General features: G+C 74.9%; 20 protein-coding genes. 12 read left to right on the plus strand and 8 right to left on the minus strand.

From position 1 onward, the window contains the following. Nucleotides 1–97: 97 nt before the first annotated feature. Nucleotides 98–1,180 (minus strand): alpha/beta hydrolase, encoded by a 1,083-nt coding sequence (locus tag ACFC1T_RS07685; protein WP_375884893.1) that lies wholly within the window; start codon nt 1,178–1,180, stop codon nt 98–100. Nucleotides 1,181–1,541: 361 nt separating this feature from the next. Here ACFC1T_RS07685 and ACFC1T_RS07690 point away from each other — a divergent pair, with 361 nt between their 5' ends. From ACFC1T_RS07690 to ACFC1T_RS07720, 7 genes are all read left to right on the plus strand, one after another. After that, a complete protein-coding gene (locus ACFC1T_RS07690; protein ID WP_375884896.1) occupies nt 1,542–2,561 on the plus strand; it encodes a substrate-binding domain-containing protein in 1,020 nt (339 codons plus the stop codon). Further along, a complete protein-coding gene (locus ACFC1T_RS07695; protein ID WP_375884897.1) occupies nt 2,558–3,598 on the plus strand; it encodes an ABC transporter permease in 1,041 nt (346 codons plus the stop codon). The genes ACFC1T_RS07690 and ACFC1T_RS07695 overlap by 4 nt, the downstream gene beginning before the upstream one ends. Continuing rightward, complete coding sequence (locus tag ACFC1T_RS07700) at nt 3,595–4,473, plus strand: ATP-binding cassette domain-containing protein (RefSeq protein WP_375884899.1); 879 nt, start codon at nt 3,595–3,597, stop codon at nt 4,471–4,473. The genes ACFC1T_RS07695 and ACFC1T_RS07700 overlap by 4 nt, the downstream gene beginning before the upstream one ends. Then, nucleotides 4,470–5,576 carry an ROK family glucokinase gene (locus tag ACFC1T_RS07705; RefSeq protein WP_375884901.1) on the plus strand — a complete coding sequence of 369 codons (1,107 nt, stop codon included), beginning with the start codon at nt 4,470–4,472 and terminating at the stop codon, nt 5,574–5,576. Before ACFC1T_RS07700 ends, ACFC1T_RS07705 begins: the two co-directional genes overlap by 4 nt. A gap of 137 nt (nt 5,577–5,713) precedes the next feature. Further along, nucleotides 5,714–7,501, plus strand: coding sequence for a gamma-glutamyltransferase (ggt, locus tag ACFC1T_RS07710; protein WP_375884904.1), 1,788 nt, complete (start codon nt 5,714–5,716; stop codon nt 7,499–7,501). Nucleotides 7,502–7,654: 153 nt separating this feature from the next. Beyond that, on the plus strand, nt 7,655–8,458 hold the full coding sequence (locus tag ACFC1T_RS07715) for an exodeoxyribonuclease III (protein ID WP_375884907.1): 804 nt from the start codon (nt 7,655–7,657) through the stop codon (nt 8,456–8,458). 184 nt (nt 8,459–8,642) lie between these two features. After that, nucleotides 8,643–9,230, plus strand: coding sequence for a hypothetical protein (locus tag ACFC1T_RS07720; RefSeq protein ID WP_375884909.1), 588 nt, complete (start codon nt 8,643–8,645; stop codon nt 9,228–9,230). A 75-nt stretch (nt 9,231–9,305) separates the two neighbouring features. On the opposite strand, the gene ACFC1T_RS07725 is transcribed toward ACFC1T_RS07720, so the two are convergent. Further along, complete coding sequence (locus tag ACFC1T_RS07725; RefSeq protein WP_375884911.1) at nt 9,306–10,013, minus strand: lysoplasmalogenase; 708 nt, start codon at nt 10,011–10,013, stop codon at nt 9,306–9,308. Nucleotides 10,014–10,247: 234 nt separating this feature from the next. On the opposite strand from ACFC1T_RS07725, the gene ACFC1T_RS07730 reads away from it, so the two are divergent. Continuing rightward, nucleotides 10,248–11,948, plus strand: a complete 1,701-nt coding sequence (locus ACFC1T_RS07730; RefSeq protein WP_375884913.1) for a DUF2398 family protein — start codon at nt 10,248–10,250, stop codon at nt 11,946–11,948. A 45-nt stretch (nt 11,949–11,993) separates the two neighbouring features. Here the strand turns inward: ACFC1T_RS07730 and ACFC1T_RS07735 are convergent, their stop codons facing one another. The 3 genes from ACFC1T_RS07735 to ACFC1T_RS07745 all read right to left on the minus strand — a co-directional run bounded on the left by ACFC1T_RS07735 (nt 11,994) and on the right by ACFC1T_RS07745 (nt 15,433). Further along, complete coding sequence (locus ACFC1T_RS07735) at nt 11,994–13,367, minus strand: NAD(P)/FAD-dependent oxidoreductase (protein ID WP_375884916.1); 1,374 nt, start codon at nt 13,365–13,367, stop codon at nt 11,994–11,996. Nucleotides 13,368–13,456: 89 nt separating this feature from the next. Next, entirely contained in the window at nt 13,457–13,636 is a 180-nt protein-coding gene (locus ACFC1T_RS07740; RefSeq protein WP_375884919.1) for a hypothetical protein, read from the minus strand. Between the two features lie 144 nt (nt 13,637–13,780). Continuing rightward, the gene (locus ACFC1T_RS07745; RefSeq protein ID WP_375884921.1) at nt 13,781–15,433 is read right to left on the minus strand and encodes a BCCT family transporter; all 1,653 of its coding nucleotides are present in this window, start codon (nt 15,431–15,433) and stop codon (nt 13,781–13,783) included. 503 nt (nt 15,434–15,936) lie between these two features. On the opposite strand from ACFC1T_RS07745, the gene ACFC1T_RS07750 reads away from it, so the two are divergent. Then, a complete protein-coding gene (locus ACFC1T_RS07750) occupies nt 15,937–17,070 on the plus strand; it encodes a sulfite oxidase (RefSeq protein ID WP_375885299.1) in 1,134 nt (377 codons plus the stop codon). Between the two features lie 67 nt (nt 17,071–17,137). Here ACFC1T_RS07750 and ACFC1T_RS07755 read toward each other — a convergent pair whose 3' ends face one another. Together ACFC1T_RS07755 and ACFC1T_RS07760 are read right to left on the minus strand one after the other, a co-directional pair. Then, nucleotides 17,138–17,788, minus strand: coding sequence for a TetR/AcrR family transcriptional regulator (locus tag ACFC1T_RS07755; protein ID WP_375884924.1), 651 nt, complete (start codon nt 17,786–17,788; stop codon nt 17,138–17,140). Nucleotides 17,789–17,964: 176 nt separating this feature from the next. Further along, complete coding sequence (locus tag ACFC1T_RS07760) at nt 17,965–18,876, minus strand: acyl-CoA thioesterase (RefSeq protein ID WP_375884927.1); 912 nt, start codon at nt 18,874–18,876, stop codon at nt 17,965–17,967. Nucleotides 18,877–19,002: 126 nt separating this feature from the next. Between ACFC1T_RS07760 and ACFC1T_RS07765 the strand changes: the two genes are divergently transcribed. The 3 genes from ACFC1T_RS07765 to ACFC1T_RS07775 all read left to right on the plus strand — a co-directional run bounded on the left by ACFC1T_RS07765 (nt 19,003) and on the right by ACFC1T_RS07775 (nt 24,235). Then, nucleotides 19,003–20,358 carry an SWIM zinc finger family protein gene (locus ACFC1T_RS07765; RefSeq protein WP_375884930.1) on the plus strand — a complete coding sequence of 452 codons (1,356 nt, stop codon included), beginning with the start codon at nt 19,003–19,005 and terminating at the stop codon, nt 20,356–20,358. Nucleotides 20,359–20,381: 23 nt separating this feature from the next. Then, entirely contained in the window at nt 20,382–23,144 is a 2,763-nt protein-coding gene (locus ACFC1T_RS07770; RefSeq protein ID WP_375884932.1) for a DUF6493 family protein, read from the plus strand. Nucleotides 23,145–23,287: 143 nt separating this feature from the next. Further along, the gene (locus ACFC1T_RS07775) at nt 23,288–24,235 is read left to right on the plus strand and encodes a DUF389 domain-containing protein (protein ID WP_375884934.1); all 948 of its coding nucleotides are present in this window, start codon (nt 23,288–23,290) and stop codon (nt 24,233–24,235) included. Nucleotides 24,236–24,290: 55 nt separating this feature from the next. Here ACFC1T_RS07775 and ACFC1T_RS07780 read toward each other — a convergent pair whose 3' ends face one another. Continuing rightward, complete coding sequence (locus tag ACFC1T_RS07780) at nt 24,291–25,460, minus strand: MBL fold metallo-hydrolase (protein WP_375885300.1); 1,170 nt, start codon at nt 25,458–25,460, stop codon at nt 24,291–24,293. Between the last annotated feature and the right edge of the window lie 92 nt (nt 25,461–25,552).

The raw sequence follows: 25,552 nt of genomic DNA on the forward strand, positions 1-25,552 counted from the left end.
CGCCGTAACGGGTGGGGAGCGGTCTGGAGACCGGCGGGGGGCCCGTCGCGAACCCGCGCGCGGGGCCCCCGGCCGTTCTCCCGGCGGTGCCGGTCGGTCACTGCACCGGGATGACCCCGGTCAGCCACTCGAAGGCGCTCGGGACCATCCGCTTCCACATGTCGGTGGTGTGCGGGCCGGTGCTCTCCTCGACCTGGACCTTGGTCGGCTCCTTGGCCGCGGCGGCGATCGCCTGGCCGTCCTCGTAGCCGTCGCCCTTGGCGCCGCTGACCAGCAGGGCGACCTTCGGCGGCTGCTGGGCGGACTTGAGGATGTTGACCGGGTTGTTCTCGGTGCGCAGCTTCGGGTCCTTGCCGACCAGCGAGTCGCCCTCGGTGGCCGGGTCGTTGTAGCCGGACATCGCGATGGCGGCGCGGTAGCGGTTGGGGTGGGCGAGTGCGAGCTTGGCCGCGCAGTGGGCGCCGGCCGAGTAGCCGGCGATCGCCCAGCGGTCCGAGGACGGGTCGGCGCGGAAGTTGTCCATCACCATCTGCGGGACGTCGCGGGTGATCCAGGCGTCCGCGTTGATCTTGCCGGGGATGTCGGTGCAGCCGGCGTCCTGGTGGCTGCCCAGCAGCAGGGTGCGCGGCGAGACCAGGATGAAGGGCGCGACCTTGCCCTGCTGCATCAGCGGCTTGAGCTGCTCGGAGACCTTGAGGGTGCCGTACCAGGTGGAGGAGGAGCCCGGGTAGCCGGGGATCAGCTCGACGACCGGGAACTTCTTGTCCTTGAACGCCGGGTCGTTGTACTGCGGCGGCAGCCAGACCAGCACCTCGCCGTCGACCCCGGAGACCTGGCCCTTGAGCTCGGTCTTCTGGACGTCGCCGGGCACCGCCGGGTCGTTCACGCCGCCGAACTTCTGCAGCACCTTCGGCGGCTGCTTGGCGGCGTCGCCGGAGCCGTCCTTGCCGTTGCCGGCCGGGTCCACCGGCGCCACCGAGGGCACCGCGCGGACGTGGTCACCGGTGCCGAGCAGGTCGTCCCAGTTGCCGTAGATCAGGTTCGCGTTGTTGACCATCACGAAGACCGTCAGCACGGCGGTGACCTGGCAGAACATGATCATGACGATCCGGGACAGGGTGCGCACCGGCTGGGGGCCGCGCACCTTCCCCCAGAAGAGCAGCGCCACTGTGATGGACACCGGCACCAGGATGACGGTGAGGATGAGGAATGGCGTACCTGTCAGTTCCATCGCGTTCTCGTATCCGGGTCGCTCGCCGTCCGGGCCCCACTCGCCCGGACGCACGTCAATGGCATCAGACGGCAACCAGCGGATGATCGGTTGCTGTCCGAATCTGTGCGGAACCTGAGAGGAACATCACGTTTCAGAGTTGTTCCCGCTTCGGGTCGGCGCCTAGTCTGTCACCCGGACGGCGGTGCTCCGGACCAGATGTTCAGCGAACTTCCAGGAAGGTCCCCCGGGGCACCTTACCTGGCGCGCCGTTCGCACCGCCGGGCGAGGCGGTGCGATCCCGCGCGGCCGGGCCAGAGAGACTATGGGGATGAGCACAACCCGCTTTCGCCCGTCCCGCCGCTTCTGGCCCGTGTGCGCCGTCCTGGCCCTCGCGGTCACCGCGGCCGGTTGCAGCAGTACCGGAGGCAGACGCGCCGAGGAGGCCCGCGCCAAGGCCGCGGCCGCCGGTGGCAGCGCCGTCACCACCCCGCGCTGGAAGGTCGCCATGGTGACCCACGCCGGCGCCGGCGACGCCTTCTGGGACAGCGTGCGCAAGGGCGCCGAGCAGGCCGCCGCCAAGGACAACATCACCTTCCTGTACTCCAACGACGCGCAGACCCAGAACCAGGTCCAGCTCGTCCAGGCCGCCATCGACCAGAAGGTCGACGGCCTGCTGGTCACCCTCGCCAAGGGCGACGCGATGGCCGGCGTCCTCGGCAAGGCCAAGGCGGCCGGCATCCCGGTCATCACGATCAACTCCGGTCAGGAGTTCTCCGCGAAGTTCGGCGCGCTCACCCACATCGGCCAGGACGAGTCCTCGGCCGGCCAGGCGGCCGGCGCCGAGCTGGCCTCGCGCGGCCGCAAGAACGTGCTGTGCGTGATCCACGAGCAGGGCAACGTCGGCCAGGAGCAGCGCTGCTCCGGCGCCCAGTCCAAGGCCGGCGGCGGCTTCCAGGTGCTGTACGTCAACGGCGTCGACATGCCCGACGCCCGGGCGTCGATCTCCGCCAAGCTCCAGGCCGACCCCTCCATCGACACCGTGCTCACCCTGTCCGGCCCGATGGCCGCCACCGGACTGCAGGCCGTCCAGGACGCCCACCGCGGCGTGGAGCTGGACACCTTCGACCTGGGCCAGCAGGTGGTCGCCGGGCTCAAGTCCGGCAGCGTCGGCTTCGCCGTCGACCAGCAGCCCTACCTCCAGGGCTACGAGGGCGTCGACCTGCTCTGGCTGTACCGGTCCAACCTGGACATGCTCGGCGGCGGCAAGCCCGTCGCGACCGGCCCGCAGATCCTGACCAAGGACGACGCCGACGCGCTCGCCGAGTACGTCGCGAGGGGGACCAGGTGAGCGGTTCCACCACCCCGGACCTGCTCGTCCAGGACCGTCCGGCCGCCCTGCGGCGCCTCCTCGCCCGCCCGGAGCTGGGCTCGCTGATCGCGGCCGTCGCGGTGTTCACGGTCTTCGCCGCCGTCGCCGAACCGTTCCTGCGGGTCTCCTCGCTGGGCACCGTGCTCTACGCGGCCTCCACCATCGGGATCATGGCCGTGCCGGTCTCGCTGCTGATGATCGGCGGCGAGTTCGACCTGTCGGCCGGCGTGCTGGTCACCACCGCCGCGCTGACCTCCTCGATGGTGTCCTACCAGTTCACCGCCGTCACCTGGGTCGGCGTGCTGGTCTCGCTGGCCACCACGCTGGCGATCGGCGGGTTCAACGGCTGGATGCTCGGCCGCACCAGGCTGCCCAGCTTCATCGTCACCCTCGGCACCTTCCTGATGCTGACCGGCGCCAACCTGGGCGTCACCAAGGCGATCTCCGGGACGGTCTCCACCAAGTCGATCGCCGACATGCAGGGCTTCGAGAGCTGCCGGTGGCTGTTCGCCTCCGAGGTGAACATCGGCGGACTGACGGTCAAGGCCACCGTCTGGTGGTGGCTCGGCCTGCTGGTGGTCGGCAGCTGGGTTCTGCTGCGCACCCGCTTCGGCAACTGGATCTTCGCCGTCGGCGGCGACGCGGCGGCCGCCCGCGCGGTCGGCGTGCCGGTCGCCCGGACCAAGACGCTGCTCTACCTGGGCGTCGGCTTCGGCGCCTGGGTGCTCGGGCAGCACCTGCTGTTCTCCTTCGACACCGTGCAGTCCGGCGAGGGCGTCGGCAACGAGCTGATCTACATCGTCGCGGCGGTGATCGGCGGCTGCCTGATCACCGGCGGCTACGGCTCGGTGGCCGGCTCCGCGCTCGGCGCGCTGATCTTCGGCATGGCCAGCAAGGGGATCATCTACGCCCAGTGGAACCCGGACTGGTTCAAGTTCTTCCTCGGCGCGATGCTGCTGCTGGCCGCGCTGCTCAACGCCTACGTCAAGCGCCGGGCGGAACGGGGTCCGCGATGAACGACCAGCTCGGCTCCGGCACGGAGCGCCCGGTGGCCACCGAACCGGCGGGCACCGAACTGCTCGCGCTGGAGGGCGTCGGCAAGACCTACGGGACGGTCCGCGCGCTGCAGGACGTCTCGCTGACCCTGCGGGCCGGCGAGATCAGCTGCGTGCTCGGCGACAACGGGGCCGGCAAGTCCACCCTGATCAAGATCATCGCGGGGCTGCACCGGCACGACGAGGGCCGCTACACCGTCGGCGGCGAGGAGGTCCGGCTGGACTCCCCCCGCCAGGCGCTGGACCGCGGCATCGCCACCGTCTACCAGGACCTCGCCGTCGTCCCGCTGATGCCGGTGTGGCGCAACTTCTTCCTCGGCTCCGAGCGGGGCACCCGCCGCTGGGGCGGCCTGCGGCTGGACGCCGAGGGCATGCGCGCCACCACCCGCGAGGCGCTCGCCCGGATGGGCATCGACCTGCACGACGTCGACCGGCCGATCGGCACCCTGTCCGGCGGCCAGCGCCAGTGCGTGGCGATCGCCCGGGCCGTGCACTTCGGCGCCAAGGTGCTCATCCTGGACGAGCCGACCGCCGCGCTCGGCGTCAAGCAGTCCGGGGTGGTCCTCAAGTACGTCACCGCGGCCCGCGACGCCGGGCTCGGGGTCGTCCTGATCACCCACAACCCGCACCACGCCTACCTGGTGGGCGATCACTTCACCCTGCTGAAACGGGGGCGGACGGCCGGCAGCCACCCGCGTGCCGAGATCGGCCTCGAACAGCTCACCACCGAGATGGCCGGCGGCTCCGACCTCGCCGAACTCTCGCACGAGCTGGCCCGGCCGTCGGCCCCCGGTCCCACCGAACCCGACTCTCGTGAGGAGCGTCCGCAGCCGTGACCAGCCCCCATGGCAGCACTCGGCCGGCCGTCCTGCCCACCCTGCTCGGCCTCGGCCCGCGCGCCGAGCGCCGCCGCCGCGCCCTGCCCGCGGGCATACTGCGGCTGCCCACCATCGGCGTCGACATCGGCGGCACCAAGGTGGTCGCCGGGGTCGTCGACGGCGAGGGGAAGGTGCTGGAGAAGCTGCGCACCGACACCCCGCACAAGAGCAAGAGCGCCAAGGTCGTCGAGGACGTGATCGTCGAGCTGGTGCTCCAGCTCTCCGACCGGCACGACGTCCACGCGGTGGGCATCGGCGCGGCCGGCTGGGTCGACGCCGAGCGCTCCCGGGTGCTCTTCGCCCCGCACCTCAACTGGCGCAACGAGCCGCTCCAGCAGGCGCTCAGCGAGCGGCTGCGGTTCCCGGTGATCGTGGAGAACGACGCCAACGCGGCCGCCTGGGCCGAGTGGCGCTTCGGCGCCGGGCGCGGCGAGGACCACATGGTGATGCTCACCCTGGGCACCGGCATCGGCGGCGCGGTCGTCCGGGACGGCTACGTCGACCGCGGGAAGTACGGCCTGGCGGGCGAGTTCGGGCACATGCAGGTGGTGCCCGGCGGCCACCGCTGCCCGTGCGGCAACCGCGGCTGCTGGGAGCAGTACTCCTCCGGCAACGCCCTGGTGCGGGACGCCCGGGAACTGGTCGCGGAGGAGTCCCCGGTGGTGCAGCAGCTGCTCGCCCGGGCCGGCGGCACCGTCGAGGGCATCACCGGACCGCTGGTCACCGAGGCCGCCCGGGAGGGCGACCCGACCGCCGTCGAGCTGCTCTACGAGGTCGGCACCTGGCTCGGGGTCGGCATCGCCAACCTGGCGGCCGGCCTCGACCCGGGGCGCTTCGTCATCGGCGGCGGCGTCTCCGAGGCCGGCGACCTGCTGCTCGGCCCGGCCAGGGACACCTTCCGCCGCACCCTCACCGGCCGCGGCTTCCGGCCCGAGGCCAGCATCGTGCACGCGGCCCTCGGCAACGAGGCCGGGCTGGTCGGCGCCGCCGACCTGGCGCGGCAGGTCGCGCGGCGGTTCCGCACCATCAAACGGCGCCGGGTGGAGCGCAGCGCGCCGTAGCGGGGCCAGGGGCGGCGGGGAACAGGGCGTCCCCTCCGTCCCTCCTGTCAACTACCCGTTGGTAGCCGTGCGGTGTGGTTGTCGGATTCATGTCTCCTGTGGAACAACTGACGTGACGTCGACTCAGGAGGACTCGGATGAGGGCTCTGACCCGCCTAGCGCCATCACTGCTGATCGCCACCGCACTGGTCTGGGCCACCACCGGCCCCGCCGGCGCCGCGGCGCCACCGCCCAAGGCGCCCGAGGCGGTGGGCTGGGGCGGGGCGGTGGCCTCGGTGGACGCCGACGCCACCGCCGCCGGCATCGAGGTGCTGCGCAAGGGCGGGAACGCGGTGGACGCGGCCGTCGCCGCCGCGGCCGCGCTCGGCGTGACCGAGCCCTACTCCTCCGGGATCGGCGGCGGCGGGTACTTCGTCTACTACGACCACGCCACCGGCACGGTGCACACCGTCGACGGCCGCGAGACGGCCGGCCGCACCGCCGACACCGGACTGTTCCTGGAGGGCGGCAAGCCGCTCGCCTTCGCCGACGCCGTCACCAGCGGACTGTCCGTCGGCGTCCCCGGCACCCCGGCCACCTGGGACTCCGCACTGCGCCAGTGGGGCACCCGCTCGCTCGCGCAGAACCTCGAACCCGCCGAGCGGATCGCCGAGAACGGCTTCGTCGTCGACGACACCTTCCGCGGCCAGACCTCCGACAACTACAGCCGCTTCAAGGACTTCCCGGCCACCGCCAAGATCTTCCTGCCGAACGGCAAGCTCCCCGAGGTCGGTTCCGTCCTGCGCAACCCCGACCTCGCCGCGACCTACAGGCTGCTCGCCAAGGACGGTGTGAAGGCCTTCTACCAGGGCGCGTTGGCACAGGACATCGCCGACACCGTGCAGCACCCGCCGGTCGACCCGGCCTCCGGCCGCAACGCCCGCCCCGGGAAGGTCGACGCCGCGGACCTGGCCGCCTACCAGGCCCGCCGCCAGGCGCCCACCCACGTCGCCTACCGCGACTACGACGTCTACTCGATGGCCCCGTCCAGCTCCGGCGGCACCACCGTCGGCGAGGCGCTGCACATCCTGGAGGACGGCGACCTCTCCGGCTCCAGCAGCACGCAGTACTACCACCACTTCCTGGAGGCCTCGCGGATCGCCTTCGCCGACCGCAACCGCTGGGTCGGCGACCCGGCCTTCGGCGACGTCCCGACCAGGCAGCTGCTCTCCGAGCGCTACGCCGCCTCCCGGGCCTGCCTGATCAGCCCGGACCACGCGCTCACCAGCCCGCTCGCCCCCGGCGACCCGTACCACCCGGCCGACTGCGCGGACACCGGGCAGGCCCTCCCCGAGCCGTACGAGGGCCCCAACACCACCCACCTGACGGTGGCGGACCGCTGGGGCAACATCGTCTCCTACACCCTCACCATCGAGCAGACCGGCGGCAGCGGCATCACCGTCCCCGGCCGGGGCTTCCTGCTCAACAACGAGCTGACCGACTTCGACTTCGTCCCGCTCGCCGCCGGCGTCCCCGACCCCAACCTGCCCGGACCGGGCAAGCGGCCGCGGTCCTCGATGTCCCCGACCATCGTGCTGCGCGACGGCGAGCCGCTGCTCGCCACCGGCAGCCCGGGCGGCGCGACCATCATCACCACCACCCTCCAGGTGCTGCTCGGCCGCCTCGACCGGGGCCTGAGCCTGGAGCAGGCGATCGCCGCGCCGCGCGCCAGCCAGCGCAACAGCGCCGTCACCCAGGCCGAGCCCGGCTTCCTGGCGCTGCCGGAGCGGTCCGCGCTGGAGGCCCTCGGGCACCGGTTCGCCGACGGCGGCGAGATCGGCGCCGCCACCGGCGTGGAGCGGCTGCCGGACGGCCGCTGGGTGGCCGCCGCCGAGCCGGTGCGACGCGGCGGCGGCTCGGCCGCGGTGGTCCGCCCCGCGGGCTGACCGCCCGGCCGCGGTGCGGTGCCGGCCGTCGAGCGCCCGGCCGCGGCGCCGGTCGGGCCGGGTTGTCGGTGCCGGGCGGTATGTTCGGGGTGGGTCTCCCCGTGGGGCCCACCCCCGTCCGTACCGACCGAACCACCGGGAAGGCCGCCCGCCGTGACCGTCCGCATCGCCACCTGGAACATCAACTCCGTCACCGCCCGGCTGCCCAAGCTCCTGGAGTGGCTGGAGAGCGCCAAGCCCGACGTGCTCTGCCTCCAGGAGCTCAAGTGCGCGGCCGACGCCTTCCCGTACGAGCCGGTCCGCGAGCTCGGCTACGAGACGGCCGCGCACGGCAACGGCCGGTGGAACGGCGTGGCGATCGTCTCCCGGATCGGCCTGGAGGACGTCGTGCGCGACCTGCCCGGCCAGCCCGGCTACCTGGCCGACGGCGCCCTGCTGCCCGACGTCGAGCCGCGCGCCGTCGCCGCCACCTGCGGCCCGGTCCGGGTCTGGTCGGTCTACGTGCCCAACGGCCGCGAGGTCGACCACCTGCACTACCACTACAAGCTGGAGTGGCTGGAGGCGCTGCGCAAGGCCTCCGCCGAGGACGCGGCCGGCCCCCGCCCCTTCGCCGTCCTCGGGGACTTCAACATCGCCCCCACCGACGCGGACGTCTACGACGTCGCCGCCTTCGAGGGCCTCACCCACGTCACCCCGGTCGAGCGCGCCGCGCTGGCGGCGCTGGGCGAGATCGGCCTGCACGACGTGGTGCCGCGCCCCCTCAAGTACGACCACCCCTACACCTACTGGGACTACCGCCAGCTGGCGTTCCCGAAGAACCGCGGCATGCGGATCGACCTCACCTACGCCAACAAGCCCTTCGCGGACGCCGTCACCGACAGCTACGTGGACCGCGAGGCCCGCAAGGGCAAGGGCACCTCGGACCACGCCCCGGTCGTGGTGGACCTGGACCTCTGAGCCCCCGGGGCCGCGGTGACGCCGTGTGACGATCACACGAGGTGACGGGCCGTCGCCCGAACGGTCCTGAGCGGTGGCCGGGCCCACCGGGCCTGCCTACCGTCGGTGAAAGACCGGGTGCAGTTGACACACCACGTGGACATGGGAGTCCCCGGCTGCGCCCGAGAATCCCGGAGGTTCCGGCATGCGCCCCACGCGTACGGCCGCCGCCGCCCTGATCGGCGCGACGGTGCTGACCGGTCTGACGGCCCCCCTCGCAGCAGCCAGGGACGGCGCGGCCTCGGTCAGCCCGTCCCAGGCCGCACCGGGCCAGACCGTGACGGTCACGGTCTCCTGCGAGAAGTCGGACAAGCCCGACGCCAAGACCATCACCGCCCACTCCGCCGCCTTCGAGGGCGGCCCCGCGACCCTCACCCTGGGCTCCGACGGCAGGCACACCGGCTCCGCCCGGCTCGCCGCCGAGCGCAACGGGGACAGCAAGGTCGACGGCACCTGCCCGGACGGCGGCGCCTTCTCCACCACCGTCAAGGTCACCACGGTGACCGCCACCGCCCCCGACAAGGGCCTCGGCGACTGGGGCAAGGCGGCGGGGGAGTGGGCCGGCTCGCTGGGCCAGTCCGGCGCCGGCAGCCAGCAGGTCGCCCCGCACGGCGCGGTGAAGACCGGGCTCGGCGGCTCGGTCGCGGCGGACCCGGCGGAGCTGGCCGGAGGGCTGGCCCTGGTCGCGGGCGGCATCGGCGGCTTCTGGCTGCTCCGCAGGCGCAGTGCCTGACGGCCCCGCCCCCCGCGTACGCCCACGCCGCGCCGCCGAGCCCTGACCTGATCGGACCGGCGGCGTGGCGGCGCGTCAGAGGGCCGCCCGGTCCTGCCCCTCCTCGTGCTGGAGGAGGCCGCTGGCCAGCAGGTACTGGGCCAGCACGTACGTCGCCATGATCCAGAACTGATGCCCCGGCAGCTCGCGCCACTTCGCCAGCTGGGTCGCGATCAGGGTGTCGGAGAGCAGGAACAGCGCCCCGCCCAGCCCGGTCCGCCAGCCCAGGCCGGCCGCGGTGACCGCCGTCGAGGTGAGCAGCAGGCTGTAGCCGGCCACCGGGACCTTGAGCTCCCCGAGGTCCGGCCAGAGCCGGCCGATCATGCCCGCCCAGGCCGCCGCGTACGCGGCCGCGACCACCAGGGCGCGCCGCCGGTCGGTGAGCGCCCCGCGCTGGACGAACATCGCGACGTAGCAGACGTGCGCGGCCGCGAACGAGCCCATCCCGGCCAGGAACGCGGTGTCGTCCTTCAACTGCAGCAGTACGTCCCCGCCCGCGCTCGCCAGCAGCGCCGGGGTCAGCAGCTTCGGCAGCTCGCGCTCGGTCCGGGCCGCCGCCGCCACGCTGTGCGCGGCCAGCAGCGGCATCAGGGCCGGCTTGGTGGCGTTGCGCAGCACCGGGGCCCCGGAGAGGATCGAGCCCAGGTGCACCGCCGAGGTGGCCGCGAAGCCGCCGAGCAGGCCGGTGGCCGAACGCAGGCGCCCGCCGAAGCCGGTGGCGCGGGTGGTCGTACGGATGCTCATGCGGCGTCTGCCTCCGAGGTCGCCCGGGGTGGGGGGTCCACCGACCCTAAGGGAGTCGGCGGGGTGGGGGAAGACCAGGTTACCGGTGCGTAACCCGGGTGGGGGAAGGGGAGTGACGGCCCGGCCGGGAGAGCGGAGCACCGGCGACCGCTTCGAGGGCTCTTGCGGAGACTTCCTCAGGAGCACGGTTGCTGCCACCGGGTGAGCCGGTCACCGTCTACGCTGGACCCCGACATGGAGCAGCAGGAGTACGCGGTCGGCGCCACCCGGGTGGCCGCCGGCAGGCCGGACGGACGCAGGGGCGGGGCAGGCCGGGGAACCGCCGCCGCCGTCCTCGCCGTACGCGGACCCGAAGCCGCCGGGCCCGCCGATCCGGCCGATGCCGCGGGTGAGCACGGTGCTGACGGTCCGCAGGAGCCCGACGGGGCGCTCTCGCCCGACCCGGGACTGCTCCGGCTCGCCCACTGGTTCGCCGCCGCCACCCCCGGCGCCGCCGACGACCTGTGCACCGCCTCCTTCGGCCTCTACCCCGCCCGGCACCTGGGCGCCGCCGCCGAGCCCGGCGACCCCGCCGTCAGCTGGTGGCACGGCCCGACCGCCCACACGGCCGCCGTCCCGCGCGCCCGTGAGGCCCGCGAGGGGCGCGCCGACGGCGGCCTGCGTCGCGCCCGGCGCGACGCCGCCGCCCTGCCCGTCGTCCGGTCGGGCGCCAAGTCCGGCCGGCCCGGCCGCCACCGCAGGCCGGAGCGCACCCGGGCCCTGCCGGAGCTGCCCGGCGATGCCCCGGAACCGGCGGGCGAGGAACTCCGCGACGCCGAACGCCGCATCGCCGCACGGCTGTTGCTCGCCCACCCGCTGGTCACCGCCTCCGGCCCGCACGCCGACGGCTTCCCGCTGATCCGCCGTCACCGCGACTGGCTCGTCGAACGCTTCGACACCCTGCTCGGCTACCGCCTGGTCGTCGGCCCCTGGCACGCCCGGCTCTGCAAGGCCGGCCTCGGCTCCGGCGCCGACCGCCGCCTCGAACACCCGGCCACCGGTGCCCCGTTCACCCCGGCCGGCTACGCCCAGCTCGCCCTCGCCCTGGCCCTGCTCGTCGACGCCCCCGAACAACTCCCGTACGGGCGGCTGCTCGACGCGATGCGGTCCGCCGCCCCCGACCTCGCGGCCCAGGCGGCCGACCCGGACGCCCCCGCGATGGCGCTCGCCGCGCTGGCCGACTGGCAGGTGCTCGGCGACCTGCCGGCCGACCCGGCCGACACCGCCTTCGTGCTGACCGTCGACCGCGAACTCGCCCGCGCCGTCCCGGCCGGACCGCCCGCCCTCGCTGCCGACGCCGCCGACCTGATCCGCCGTGCCGCCGAGGCCGAACCTGCCACCGCCGTGCGGCGCCTCCTCGCCGAGACGCCCGCCGTCCTCGCCGCCGACCTCCCCGAGGACCGGCGCGCCTGGCTGCACGAGCACCGGCTCAGCGGCCCGGCCGCGCTCGCGGACTTCCTCGGGCTGGAGGCCGAACTGCGGGCCGAGGGCGTCGCCCTGCTCGACCCGGCCGCCGAACTCACCGACCTCGCCCTCCCCGGCACCGGCACCCTCTCCCAGGCCGCCCTGCTGCTGGTCGAAGGCCTGGTGGAGGAGGTCCGGCCGCTGCCCGGCGAGGCCACCGAGGGCGACGTACCGATCGCCGACGCGCTGATAGACGGCCTCCTCGGCGACATCGCCGACGACCACGACCTCCCGGCCCGCTACCTCGCCGACCGCACCGCCCTGCGCCGCGACGCCCTCGACCTCCTGCACCGGCTCGGCCTGATCACCCCCACGCCCCGCACCACCTGGCTGCTGCGCCCCCCGGCCGCCCGCTACGCCCCGGCCCCGGACCTCCACCCCACCCCCGGCACCGGCCGCCACTCCCGCCCCGCCGCCCCGTCGGGGAGTTGAGCCCCGGGCCCCGGCGACTGCCGGGCCGGGGCGGGCCGTGGGTGGTCAGGCCGGGATGAGGGCTTCCCATTCGCTGCGGGTGGGTCCGTCGTGCCGGGGGGTGAAGTCGGGGCGGGCGGCCAGCCAGGCGGTGACGTGGCGGTCGACCTCCTCGCTGTCGAAGGCCTCCTCGGGCGTACGGACCAGGTGGCGGACGTGGGCGCGGGCGCGCATGACGACCGGGTCGTCGAAGGCGCAGGCGGCGAGGGCGGCGGTGCGGCGCTCGGGGAGGGCCGAACCGTCCAGCAGGCGCTGCTCGTTGGTGCGGTCGCCGGCCACCTGGGCGTCGAACCAGGGGCGCAGGGTCCGGGCGGCCCAGTCGTGGTAGCCGGCGGGGTCGGCGGCGACCTGGTCGGCGTGGCCGGCGAGGTACTGGCCGGCGAGCAGGCCGAGGGCGACGCCGTGGCCGAGGGTGGGGTTGGTGTGGACGAGGCTGTCCCCGGCGTTGACCAGGCCGGTGACGACGGGGCCGGCGTCGTCGGTGAGGGAGGTCCAGCGGTTGTCCAGGCCGGCCATCGCCAGGACGGCCGAGCGGGGTTCGGGGTCGAGGTCGAGCCAGGCGGCGCAGGCGGGGAAGCGGCGCAGGACGGCCTCGAACACGGCGGGGTCCAGGAGCGCGCTGCGGGTCGGGTCGCCGGTGGAGAGCACCATGCTCAGCGCGAAGGTGTCGTTGTCGGAGGGGAAGACCCCGGCGGCGGCGAACCCCGCGACCGAGCCGGTCCGCACCCGCCCGGGGTCGCGCGGGCCGTCGGCCCGCAGGCGGTACCAGCGGCACAGGTAGGTGATGCCGGTGCGGTGGCTGTCGACGACGGGCGGGCGGCAGCCGGCGGCCGTCAGCCAGCCGGGGACGGCGGAGCGGCGGCCGGCGGCGTCGACGACCAGGTCGGCCGGGTGGGTCCCGTCGTCGACCCGCAGGCCGGTGACCCGGGGCGGGTTTCCGTCCTGGAGGGTGAGGGCGCTCACCCGGCGGCCGCGCCGTACCTCGACGGAGGGCTCCCGGCGGACGGCGGCGGTGAGGGCGGCCTCCAGCACGATGCGGCGGGTGCGCAGGGTCACCAGGTCCTCGTCGCCGTCCCGGTGCGGCGGGTGCTGGTCGAACCAGTCGAAGTCGTGGTACTCCCGGGCGCCGCGGGCCAGCAGGTCGGCGTGGACGTCGGGGGCCTCGGCGCGCAGCACCGTGCGGACCGGGGCGAGGAAGGAGTGGGGCTGGTCGGCCTGGGGGACCCGGGGCCGCTTCCAGTGGTAGAAGTCCTGGTCCAGGTCCGTGTCGGCCTGTCGGGCCTCCTGCTCGAACAGGGTGACGGCATGGCCCCGTCGTCCGAGCATGAGGGCCGTTCCCAGCCCGCTGATCCCGCCACCGATGATTGCAACCCGCGCCACTGCATCCCCTTCGCGTCGTGTTGCAGAGCGATCATAGGGCTTGCTGATCTTCGGATTGACATGACCCCCCAGGCGCGGGGCGGGGCCGGCTACCTGCTCGCGGTGGCGGCGGCGATCGGGCCGTGCTGGACGGTCTCCACGGTGGCACCGACCCCGAGGGTGCCGAGGGCGATGGAGGCGAGGACGGCGGTGCAGGCGAGGAGACGGCGGTGGCGCTGGGGGAGCGGGAAGCGCGGTTCCTGGTAGGGCGCCTGAGGGCTGGCGTTCATGACAGGGAGGCTCCCAGGGCGGTGTGAACGGTCGGTACGCGCGGGTGAAGTCCGGGCGGGGATCGGGCGTCACTTGGCCGCATACGCCCCACCCGGTCGCCGGGTGGGGCGTATGCGCTGGTCAGTGCCGGTGTGTCGGGGGCCTCAGCGCCGTCGGCCGCGCTCGGCGAGGGCCTCGCCCACCGCGACCCGGACGGCGTCCCGCAGGCCGTGGGCGGGGTGGAAGCGGGAGGGGCCGGCCGCCGGGTCCTCGCGGAGCTCCTTCACCAGGGAGAGGCAGAGCAGCAGCATCACCACGACGAAGGGCAGCGCGACCAGGATGGTGGCGTTCTGCAGCGCGGTGAGCCCGCCGGCCAGCAGCAGGGCGGCCGCGACCCCGCCCATCAGCACGCCCCAGACCACCACCAGCGGGGTGCGCGGGTGCAGCGAGCCGCGGCTGGAGAGCGAGCCGAGCACCAGGGAGGCGGAGTCGGCGCTGGTGATGAAGAAGGTCATCACCAGCAGGACCGCGACCACGCTGGTGACCGAGCCGAGCGGCAGCGAGCGCAGCATCTCGAACAGCGAGGCCTCCGCGCCGCGCGGGATGGTCGCGACCAGGTCGGCGGTGCCGGTGCCGACGAGCCGGATCGCGGTGCCGCCCATGACGCAGAACCAGATCACGGTGGCTCCGCTGGGCACCAGCAGCACGCCGAGCAGGAACTGCCGGATGGTGCGGCCGCGCGAGATCCGGGCGATGAAGGTGCCGACGAAGGGGGCCCAGGAGAGCCACCAGGCCCAGTAGAAGATCGTCCAGGAGCCGAGCCAGCTCTCGTCGGTGAAGGCGCCGGTCTGGGTGGACATCCCGAGCAGGTCGGAGAGGTACCCGCCGACGGTGGACGGGATCGAGTCGAGGACGAACACCGAGGGCCCGAACACGAAGACGAAGAGCATGATCAGCGAGGCCAGCACGACGTTCGCGGTGGAGAGCCACTTGACGCCCTTGTGGACGCCGGAGAACGCGGAGAGCACGAAGGCGGCGGTCAGCGAGCCGATGATGACGAGCTGGGCGTTCTGGGTGTTGCGCACGGAGGTGATGTAGCCGAGGCCGTCGGCGACCTGGAGCGCGCCGAGCCCGAGGCTGGTCGCGGAGCCGAAGACGGTGGCGAAGACGGCGAGCAGGTCGATCGCCCTGCCCTGCCAGCCGTCCGCGCCGCGCTGCCCGATCAGCGGGACGAAGGCGGCGGAGATCCGGTTGCCCCGGCCCTTGCGGAAGGTGGTGTAGGCGAGGGCGAGGCCGCCGACCGCGTAGATCGCCCAGGGGTGGAGGGTCCAGTGGAAGAGCGAGAACTCCAGCGCCTGCTGGGCGGCGGCCGCGCTCTGCGGCTCGAGGCCGGAGCCGGGCTGCGGGGCGGCGAACAGTTGCAGCGGCTCGCCGACGCCGTAGAACATCAGGCCGATGCCCATGCCCGCGCTGAACATCATGGCGACCCAGGCGAGGGTGGAGAACTCCGGTTCGTCGTCGTCGCGGCCGAGCCGGATCCGGCCGAAGCGGCTGAAGGCGAGCAGCACGGTGAGGACCAGGAAGACGTCGGCGGCCACCACGAACAGCCAGCCGAAGTTGTGCAGGACCCAGCGGAGCGCCGTGCTGGAGGTGCGGCCGAGCGAGTCCTCGGCGAACACGCCCCAGGCGACCACCGCGAGCACCAGGACGGCGCTGATCCCGAAGACCGCCCGGTCGGTGGGGAGGGTGGCGGCGGGTTCGCCGGGTTCGTCGGGCTCCTGCACGCGCGGGGAGGGCTGCGGCGGCTGGCTGCTCATGCGGGAGGACCTCTCGACATACGCGGAACACGGGGATTCAAGATGTATGTCGCACTATGTCCAGTTGGCGGCGCGCGCGGCGGGAGGGCGCGCCGGGCAGGCGGAGGGTGGGGACCTTCGTCCCGTCAGGCCGCCCGCCCCCGCCCGGCGGGTGCGCGGTCGCGGGGCCGGGGTCGGGGTCGGAGGAGAGCGCTTCGGCGGCTGCCCGCGTCGGCCCCCGGCCCGGTGGAGGTGGGGGCGGTTCGGCCCTTGGCCAACTCCTCGACGGATGCGCGGGGTTGGGGCAGGGCCTCGGCCATCGGCCGCTGCCCGGAGGGGAGTTCTAGGTGGCGGGCGCCGGGGGCGTACTCGGCCGGGCCCGGGCGGGAAGCACTGCCTGCCGGTCCGGTCACGGAAAGCGCCGGAGCGCCTACGCTGGGAGAGCGGGAGCGCCATCCGGACAGTGCCGTCCGGATGCCGTCGTGCCCCGCCGTCGAGGAGGTGCCAGGCCCGTGCCCGGAAGCATGGACCCGTCGGGAAGCATCGAGCTGCCCGGAATCGTCAAACCGCTGCCCGCCCGGTGGTTCGTCCGGCGCGACACCAACGCCGAGATGCGCTGGGACGCGCTGCGCGAGGCCGACGGCGGGGCGGCCGTCGGCCGTCACGTCCCGGTGGAACGGTTCTTCGTCCGCAACCACACCAGCACCCCGCTGATCGACCCGGCCACCTGGCGGCTACGGCTGTTCGGCAGCGGCCTGCACGGCGCTCCGGGGCCGGAACGGGCGGTCGAGTTCGGCCTGGCCGACCTGCGGGCGCTGCCCGCCACCCGGACCGAGGCGCTGATCGAGTGCGCGGGCAACGGCCGCGGCTACTTCCACCGCCAGCAGGGCCAGCGCGTCCCCGGCACCCCGTGGACGCTGGGCAGCATCGGCTCGGCGGCCTGGCGGGGCGTACGGCTCGCCGAGGTGCTGCGGGCCGCCGGGCTGACCGACCGCGCGGTGGACGTGCTGCCCGCCGGCCTGGACCCGGACTACGTCGTCGACGGCACCAACCACGGCCCGGTGCGCCGGCCGCTGCCGATCGCCAAGGCGCTGGACGACGCGCTGCTCGCCTACGAGATGAACGGGGCCCCGCTGACCCCCGACCACGGCGCGCCGGTGCGACTGGTGGTGCCCGGCTGGGTCGGCATCGCCTCGATCAAGTGGGTCGGCAGCATCGAGGTGGCCGACCACCCGCTCCGGTCGCCCTGGAACACCGTCTTCTACCGGATGTACGGCCCGGGCTGGCCGCCCGACGGCGTCGCGCTCACCACCCAGGTGGTCAAGTCCGCCTTCGAACTGGCCGAGGGCGCCCGACTGGAGGCCGGGCGCGAGCACCGCCTGTACGGGCGGTCCTGGTCCGGCACGGCCCCGGTGCGGCTGGTCGAGGTGAGCACCGACGGCGGCCGCAGCTGGCGGCCCGCCGAACTGGACGGGGAGCCGCCCGCCGGGGACTGGGCGCGCTGGAGCGTCGGCTGGCGCCCCGAGCGGCCCGGCCGGTACGAGCTGCGCGCCCGCGCGACCGACCGCGCCGGCGCCACCCAGCCCGAACGGGCGGCCCTCAACCGCGAGGGCTACCTGTTCGGCGCGGTGGTGGCGCACCCGGTGACGGTGGTCTGAGCGGCCGTCGGGACGCCCGGCCCGGGGCGCCCGGGTCCGGGGCCGTCCGGGTTCGGGGCGCGCGGGCTCAGCCGGTGGACTGGACCTCGTACGGGGCCGGATAGGGGGTCTCGTACGGGGTCAGCACCAGGCGCACCACGTCCTCCAGCCGCCGTCTGGCGTCCCCGAGGGTGGTGCGGCCGGTCACCCAGGCCGTCAGTTCCCCCTGCCAGGCGTGCGCCACGATGTGGCGCACCAGGTCGCTGGCCGCCGCCGGCACCTCGGCCGTCACCACCTGGAGCGCGGTGCTGTCGGCCCGGGCCATGCCTTGCAGGGCCTCGCTGGCGAAGGGATCGGTGGAGGCGGCGACGGCGACCCGCAACCGGGCCAGCTCGGGCTGGCGCTGGTAGGCCCGCATCCCGCCCCGGACGAACCGGACCGCCCGGTCGGTGGCCCCCAGCCCGGCGCGCGGTCCGCGCAGCTCGGCCACCAGGTCCGCCAGCAGCAGCCGGTGCCACTCGGCGATCGCCGCCGCCAGGAGGTGGTCCTTGGAGGAGAAGTAGCGGTACGCCGTCCCCAGGGCGACTCCGGACCGCTCGCAGACCTGCTTCATCTGCAGCCGCTCGACGCCGATCTCGTTCACCAGGGCGAGCGCGGCCGCGATCAGGCTTTCGCGGCGTTCGAGCTGACGCGGAGACATCGCCTCCACCGGCCGTGGTGACAGGTCAACCTTGGTCACCCGCACCATGATACGGGCCGGGGCCGCTCAGGAGTATGACGCCGACCGGCCCCCTTCCGTTCGCCCGCCGTCCACCGCGCTTCGTCCGGGCTTCGTCCGGGCGGCGGGCGGGGGCGTCCGCAGGCCTTCCGGGTGCCTCCCGCGCGGCTCCCGGCGGCCTGCGGGAGCCGCCCGGTTCACGGCATCCGGCGGATCAGCGCCTCCTGGGTGGCGGAGGCCACCAGCCGGCCGTCCCGGTCGTAGAACTCGCCGAGCGACAGGCCGCGGCCGTCCGAGGCGGAGGGGCTGCGCTGGGCGAAGAGCAGCCACTCGTCGGCCCGGAAGGGGCGGTGGAACCACATCGCGTGGTCCAGCGAGGTCATCAGCAGCCGGGGCGGCTCGATGCGCTGGAAGAAGTTCGCCTGCTCGTGCAGCCCGGCGGTGGAGGCCAGGGTGAGGTCGGACAGGTAGGTGAGCGCGCAGGTGTGCAGCAGCGGGTCGGTGTCCGGCAGGCGGGTGGCGATGCGCAGCCAGACGAACTGCTGGGGCATGCCGGGGACGGCCGGCGGCAGGCCCGGGGCGTCCGGCGGCACGAAGCGCAGTTCGAGGTCGCGGAAGCCGTCGGAGGCCTTGATCGCGGTGCGCAGCTCCTCGTCCCAGTGCGAGAAGGCGTCCGGCAGGGTCTCCGGGGCGGGCAGCGGGGGCACCTCGCGCTGGCGGTCGCCGGCGGCCGGTTCGGGGAGCTTGAAGGAGGCGGTGAGGTTGAAGATCTCCTTCCGGTCCTGCACCGCCCGGACCCGGCGGGTGGTGTAGGTGAAGCCCTCGCGCAGCCGGTCGACCTGGTACTCGATCGGCCGGGTCGGGTCGCCGGGCAGCAGGAAGTAGCCGTGCAGGGAGTGCACCGCGCGCTTCGGGGCGCAGGTGCGCCCGGCGGCGGCGAGGGCCTGGGCGGCGACGTGGCCGCCGAAGGCGCGCATCGGGGCGCCGGCGTGGCAGTGGCCCCGGAACGTGTTCTCGTTCAGCTGCTCGATTTCCAGCAGGGCGGCGAACGGGGTGGCCGGGGCGGGCGCCTGCTCGGTCGGTCTCTGCTGTTCTGTCAGGTCGGTCACCGGCCCATAGTGGCAGAAGCCAACCGTGCGGTGGTGTGACCTGGGTAACGCGGACCCCGGGTAGAACGTGTTTCACTACGCCGACCGGTCGGGGGGATGTCGGACCGGTCACCTAGCGTGCTGCCCATGACGCAATCCGCACAGGCGTACGCCTACCTGCGCCCGTCGGCCGTCCTGGACGGCGCCGCCGGCCGGAGCCTCGACCTGGCCACCTCCGGCGGCGCCACCCCGCTCGGCGCGGCCGCCAACCCGCGCTTCTTCGCGGGCTTCCTGGCCGAGCCGGCCCCGGCCGCCGCCGCACTGCTCGCCGTCGCGGACGTCGCCGCCGCCCGCTACCACCAGCCGCGGCTGCGGGCCTCGCTCGACCCGGTGGTCACCGCGAACGGGGACCGGCTGCGCTTCGAGTCCTTCTCCGGCTGCTGTGGCGTGTACGCCCGGCTCGACGTGCTCGGGGCGGGGCTGGACGGCGGCGAGATCGGCCACGGCACCACCAACGTGGACGTCAACGACCCGCTGCGGGAGGCGCTGACCAGGATCGGCCCGGCCGAGCCGCTGCACCTCGCGGTCGGGCCGGACGCCCTGGAGGTCACCGGCCTCGACGGCCCGCTGGTCGAGCGGAAGGTGCCGCTGCCGGAGCGCTGGCTGCGCGGCTTCGCCGAGACCCAGGTGGTCGCCGCCGGCTTCGACCTGCGCGCCGAACTCGGCGCCGCCGAGGCCGTGCGCTTCCTGCGCTCGCTGCCGCGCGGCGGCCGCGGCGGCGTCGGCTGGGTCGTCCCGGCCGGGCGCACCCTGCGGCCCACCACCCGCCCGGTGCCCGGCGCCGTCTGCCTGCCCGGGCCCGAGCGGCTGGTCGCCCTGCAGCGCGTGCTGCGGCACGTGCTCGGCCTGCGGGTGTACGGGCCGGTCGCCGGCCCGGCCCCGACGGCCTGCGCCTGGGAGGTCGTGCTGCCCGGCATGCGGCTGACCCTCACCCTCTCGCCGGACGCCTCGCGCGGCTTCTCCGGCGAGGGCGGCGTGCTCGACGCGCTCGCCACCGGCACGGTCGAGCAGGACGCCGAGCTGATCGCGGTACTGCTCGCCTGGGAGCCCCGGATCGAGGTCGCCGAGCTGGCCGAGCAGTCCGGGCTGAGCGTCGAGCGGGTCCGCGCCGCGCTCACCCGGCTCGGCACCGCCGGGCAGATCGGCTACGACACCGCCGAGGCCGCCCACTTCCACCGGCGGCTCCCGTACGACGCCGGGCGCGCCGAGGCCGCCAACCCCCGGCTGCGGGCCGCCCGGGCGCTGGTCGCGGCGGGCGCGGTGCGGCTGGAACGCGACGGGGCAACGGCCGTCGTCACGGTGGACGACCACATCCAGCGGGTGCGGACGGACGCGTCGGGGAGGGTGAGCTGCACCTGCCTGTGGTGGGCCAAGTACCGCGGCGGGCGCGGGCCGTGCAAGCACGCGCTGGCGGTCGGCATGGTGCGCGAGGCCGGGGCGTGAGCACGGGGGAGAAGGCGGAAAGGGTGGACAGAGCGGTGAAGGTGGCGAAGATGGCGGAGGCGGAGGCGGAGATCGTGGAGCGGACGGCGGGGCCGGTCGGGGAACTGCTCGCGGCCGTCCGGGTCGGGTTCGTCGAAGCCGTCCCGGAGCTGCTGGCCGAGCTGGACAAGGTCCAGCGGCGGGAGTGCCTGGCCGCGCTCAGGGAGCTGCGCAAGGAGTTGCGCGACGACTGGTCGCAGTCCGGGACGGACACCCGGGGCGCCCTGCTGATCGCCGGAGCCGGCTGCCACCCCGGCCCGGCGGGCGCCGCCACCTGGCTCGCCGGCACCGACTTCGGCAGCCGCGACTGGGCCCGGCACCCGGCCCTGCACGTGGTCGTCGAGTCCCAGCCGCAGGAGTGGCAGATCGAGGTGGCCACCCGGCTCGCCGAGCGGCCGGTGCGCTCCTGGGGCTGGTCGATGCACCCGCTGGTCGAGGCGATCGTCCGGCGCACCGGCTGCGCCGTGCCGGTGAGCGAGTCCTTCGTCCGGGGCTGGTTCGGCGCCCTGTCCACCGAGTACGGCCCCCGGCCGCCGTTGGTCGAGCGGCTGCGGGCCGACGCCCTGACGCCCGTCCTGCTGCCCAGGATCCTCGAACTCGCCGACATCGGTGGCACGTTGACCCGCCGGCACAGCCCGCGCCCGGGGGACGTCTGGACCGAGGCGATCGCGGAGCTGGCCGCGGCCGGGGTGGTGGAGCGGGTCGAACTGCTCGACCGCTGCCTGGCCAGGCTGCTGCGCGGCGGCAAGGCCGCCGACCAGCGGGCCTTCCTGGAACTGCTGCGCGCGCTCGACCCGACACCCGAGGAGTACGCGGCCAGGGTACGGGACGTCCTGGCGCTGCTGGACGGGCTGTCGGTGATCGCCGGCCACGCCCAGGAGGTGCTCGCCGGACTGGATGAGGCCGGGCGGATCGAGCCGGAGACGCTCACCGAGGCCTCCGCGGTGGTGCTGTTCCGGACCGAGAAGAAGCTGGTCAGGGCCCAACTGGCCTGGCTGGAGAAGGCCGCCCGGCGCGCGCCCGACCGCTCCGGGCCGGTGGTGCTCGCGGCGGCCGGGGCCTTCGGCCACCCGGACCCCGGCGTCCAGGAGCGGGCGCTGAACGTGGTGGCCCGTCACCTCGCTGCGGCGGGCGGGGCGGTGCTGCCCGAACTGCGCGGCGCCGCCGAACTGCTCCATCCCGCCCACCACGCCCGGGCAGGGGAGCTGTTCGGCGCGCCCGTCGGCAGCGGCGACGGCGTCGTCGGTGACGACCCGGCGGCCGGATCGGAGGAGATCCTGCCGCCGGTGCCCGGGCCGCGCCCGCTCGGGGCACCGATCGGCTCGGCGGCCGAGCTGGCCGAGGAGCTCGCCGCGCTGCTCGCGGCCCGGGAGCCCGAGGTCGCCGCCTTCGAACGGGTGCTGGACGGACTGGTCCGGCAGGCCCACCTGGACCGGGCCGCGCTCCTCGCGGCACTGGAACCCGTCCGCCGGACGCACCCCTGGCAGGGCGCCGGCCACTGGGCCGACTGCACGCCCCGGGACATCTCCTACGTGGTGGCCGCGCTGGCGGGCGAGACGCCGTCACGCCGGCTCTGGGACGCCCTCACCGGCAGCGGGCGCACCCCGCTGCGCGGCCCCCGCACCAGCCCGCACGGCACCGTCCTCGCCGCCCGGCTGGAGGAGGCCGCCTGGCAGGTGACCGCCAACCGCCCGCCCTACCTGCTCGCCGTCCCGACCGACACCACCGGGGCGATCGAACCGGCGGCGCTGGTCGAACGCCTCGCCGGGTACCAGGCGGCGCGCATCACCCCCGGACAGGCCGACCTGTGCGCGGCCCTGCTCAGGGTCCGGCCGACCGCCGAGCCCGAGGTGCTGGCCGCCGCCGAGGCGCTCACCTCGCCCGCCGGGCGGTGGCTGGCGCACTGGCTGCGCACCGGCGGCCTGCCCGGACAGCCCTCCGAACGGGTGCTCTTCGCGCCCGGCCGGGGCGTGCGGAGCCGGCGGACCTACCTGGACCGCTGGTGGGAGGAGATCGAGCGGATCGTCGTCGCCCAGCCGGGCACCGGCTCCGGGCCGACGGGGCCGGCCGGCGAGCGGCTCGCCCCGGAGTTCCGCAAGCTGCTCGACCCGACCGGGCCCAGCGTCTCCCGGGCCCGCGCCGTCGAGGAGTGGGTCTGGCGGCCGGTCCCGCACTGGGTGGCGGTCCTGCCCCACCACCGGGAGGAGCTGGCCGCCCGCTGGCTCGACCAGTTCGCCGCGGGCGCCGACCGGGACGAGCGCGGGGCCGCGCGCCACCTCCCGCTGCTCGCCGAGTCCGGCGGCCCCGCCGGACTCGCGCTGCACCTGGCGCTCGCGTACGGGCTGGGCGCCCGGCACGCCGAGGACCGGACCGGCGCCCTCGACGCGCTGCTGGTGCTCGCCGCGCGCGGGGAGCTCGACGGCGGGCTGCTCGGGCGCGAGCTGGGCGAACTGGTCCCGCTCGGGGCGGTCAAGCCGACCCGGCTGGTGGCGGTGCTCGGCCAGGCGGCGGAGACCGGCGCGCACCGGACGGTGTGGACGGTGCTGCGGGCCGCGTTGCCCGGGCTGCTCGGCACCTCCGGGCCGACCGTCCGCGGGCTCGGGGACCTGCTCGCGCTCGCCGCGGACTGCGCCCGGCGGGGCGGGGCACGGGGCGCGGTGGCCGAGGTGACGGCGGCGGCGGAGCAGGGCGGGTCGAGCCGGGTGGTGAAGGAGGCCCGGGCGCTGCGGGACGTCCTCGCGGGCTGAGCGGGGCTCATGTGTCGGCGGGACGGGCCGAGAGGGACGGGCCGCGAGGGACGGGCCGAGAGAGCGGGCCGCGAGGGCGGGCGGGGCGTCAGGTTCTAGGGTGGGCGGGATTTCCGATCCGTCCGCTACGAACCGGAGAGCCCGTGCTGCACCTTCGCCTGATCGTCCCGCCCGACCTGCGCGAGCCGGTGCTCGGCTGCCTGGACGACTCCGTCGGGGTCACCCACGTGGTGGTCCTGCCGGACGCGGCCGTCCGGCCCGCCGGGGACGTGGTGCTCTGCGACGTGGCCCGGGAGGCGCTGGACGAGGTGCTGGGCGCACTGCGCGGGACGGGCCTGGTCGAGCGCGGGGCGATCGACGTCTCGGCGCTCGACCTGAGCCTCTCGGCGGCGGCCGACGAGGCCGAGCGGCTCGCCCCGGGGGAGGGGGCCGACGCGCTGGTGTGGGAGTCGGTCTCCGAGATCACCCACGAGGAGTCCACCCTCACCTGGGTGTTCCTGGCCTTCCTCACCGTCGCCACCATGCTGGCGGCCTGCGGCTCGGTGCTGGACAGCGCCATCCTGGTCGTCGGCGCGATGGCGGTCGGCCCGGAGTTCGGGCCGCTGGCCGGGCTCTGCGTGGCGATCGTCCAGCGCCGCGCGCGCCCGGCGCTGCGCTCGCTGAACGCCCTGGTCACGGGCTTCCTGGTGGCGATGGCGCTGACCGTCTGCTTCGGACTGCTGATGGACGCGCTGGGGCTCTTCTCGGAGGAGCGGTTCGATGCCGCGCGTCCGAACACCTCGTTCATCTGGCAGCCCGACGCGACCTCCTTCGTGGTCGCCTTCCTGGCGGGCGTCGCCGGGCTGCTCTCGCTGACCTCGGCGAAGGCCGGCACCCTGGTGGGGGTCGCGATCTCGGTCACCACCGTGCCCGCCGCGGCCAATGCGGCGGTCGCGCTCGGGTACGGCAAGGTCGACCAATTCTGGGGATCCAGCGTGCAGTTGCTGCTGAACCTGCTGGGGATCGTGCTGGCCGGGGTGCTCACCCTGGTCGTGCAGGAGGCGGGCTGGGCGGTGATCCGGCGCCGCCGGGGGACGGCGTCGAACGGCTGACGGCGAACAGCTGACGGCGAACAGATAACAGATGACAGATTTCAGCGAACAGATTTCAGATGACAGAGTTTGAAATCTGTTCGCTGAAACCCGTCGCCTGTTCCCGCACCTCCGTCCGCTCCGCGACCAGCGGCTCGATGCCGCGCGGCCTGGCCGCGACGGCGCGCCACCACAGCCGCAGGGCCGGCGGGTCGGCGGGCTCGAAGGGCTTGCCGGGGCGGGGGACCGCCAGGTGGGCGCCGAGCGCCTGGGCGGCGGTGACCACGCGCTCGGCGGGTTCCTCCCAGGGGTGGATCGCCAGGTTGAAGGTGCACCAGTGGATCGGCAGCAGCAGCTCGCCGCCCAGGTCCAGGTGCGCCCGGACGCCCTCCTCCGGGGTCATGTGCACCTCGGGCCAGAACTCGCTGTACGCCCCGACCTGCATCATCGTCGCGTCGAACGGGCCGAGCCGGCGGCCGATCTCCGCGAAGCCGGGGAAGTAGCCGGTGTCCCCGCTGTGGAAGATCCGGTGCCCGCCGCCCGCGACCACCCAGGACGCCCAGAGGAACAGCGCGCTGGTGCGCGGACCCCGGCTGCAGTAGTGCCGGGCGGGTGTGGCGGTCAGGGTCAGTCCGGCGACCTCGGCCGACTCCCACCAGTCCAGCTCGACGATCCGCCCGGCCGGCACGCCCCAGTGCTCCAGGTGCGCCCCGACCCCGAGCGGTACGGCGAACACCGCGCCGCTGCCGATCAGGGCCTTCACGGTGCGCATGTCGAGGTGGTCGTAGTGGTCGTGCGAGATCACCACCACGTCCACCGGCCCGAGTTCGGACAGCGGCAGCGGTACCGGGTGCAGCCGCTTGGGGCCGGTCCAGCCGAAGGGGGAGCAACGCTCGCCCCAGACCGGGTCGATCAGGACGCGCCGCCCGCCGATCTCGGCGAGCACGGTGGCGTGCCCCAGCCAGGTGAGCCGCAGTCCGGAGGCGGGCGGGGCGGCGAGGTCGACCGGGAGCAGTCGGTGCACCGGCACCGCGGCGGACGGCGCCCGGCGGGTCTTGTCCCCGCTCAGCTGGGCGAGGGTGATCTCCAGCGGGCTGCGCTCGTAGACCAGGCGGCGGGTGGGCACCGGGTTGCGGAAGGCACCGTCGGAGAACTGCGGCGAGCGGCGGATCCGGGCCAGCCGCTCGCCCCGGGGGTCGGCCCCGAAGGCGTCGGTGCGGACCCGGTGCCAGGCGGCGCGGGGCAGCCCGGCGAGGCCGGGGAGTGCGCGCTCCGGGGCGCCGCGGCCGAGCGCGGCCCGGTCGGCGTCGGGTGCGCTGGGCGGCGGTGCGAACTGTG

Source organism: Kitasatospora sp. NPDC056076, from assembly GCF_042266305.1.
Lineage (GTDB): Bacteria > Actinomycetota > Actinomycetes > Streptomycetales > Streptomycetaceae > Kitasatospora.